Below are 228 nucleotides of genomic sequence, written 5' to 3' on the forward strand. Positions count from 1 at the left end.
TTGCGCGCCACCAGTACTACTTCGCTGACCAGGATGCCGGCGTTGGCGATCAGCGAACGGCCTGGCTCCAGGATGATTTCCGGCAGGTCGTCGCCGAAGTCTTCCTTGAGGAAGCGGATGATTTCCTCGGCATAGGTTTCCAGGCTGTTGGTGCGGGTGATGTAGTTGGCCGGGAAGCCGCCACCCATGTTGATCAGCTTCAGCTCGATACCGTCTTCTTCCTTGAGG

The 228-nt window shown here is 58.8% G+C and carries 1 pseudogene; it reads right to left on the reverse strand.

The window, feature by feature from the left end:
- A pseudogene (locus SB756_RS36515) lies at positions 1-228 on the reverse strand (type III PLP-dependent enzyme); the annotation flags it as partial.

This window comes from Pseudomonas sp. SIMBA_068 (genome assembly GCF_046534705.1).
In the GTDB taxonomy this organism is placed as follows: domain Bacteria; phylum Pseudomonadota; class Gammaproteobacteria; order Pseudomonadales; family Pseudomonadaceae; genus Aquipseudomonas; species Aquipseudomonas putida.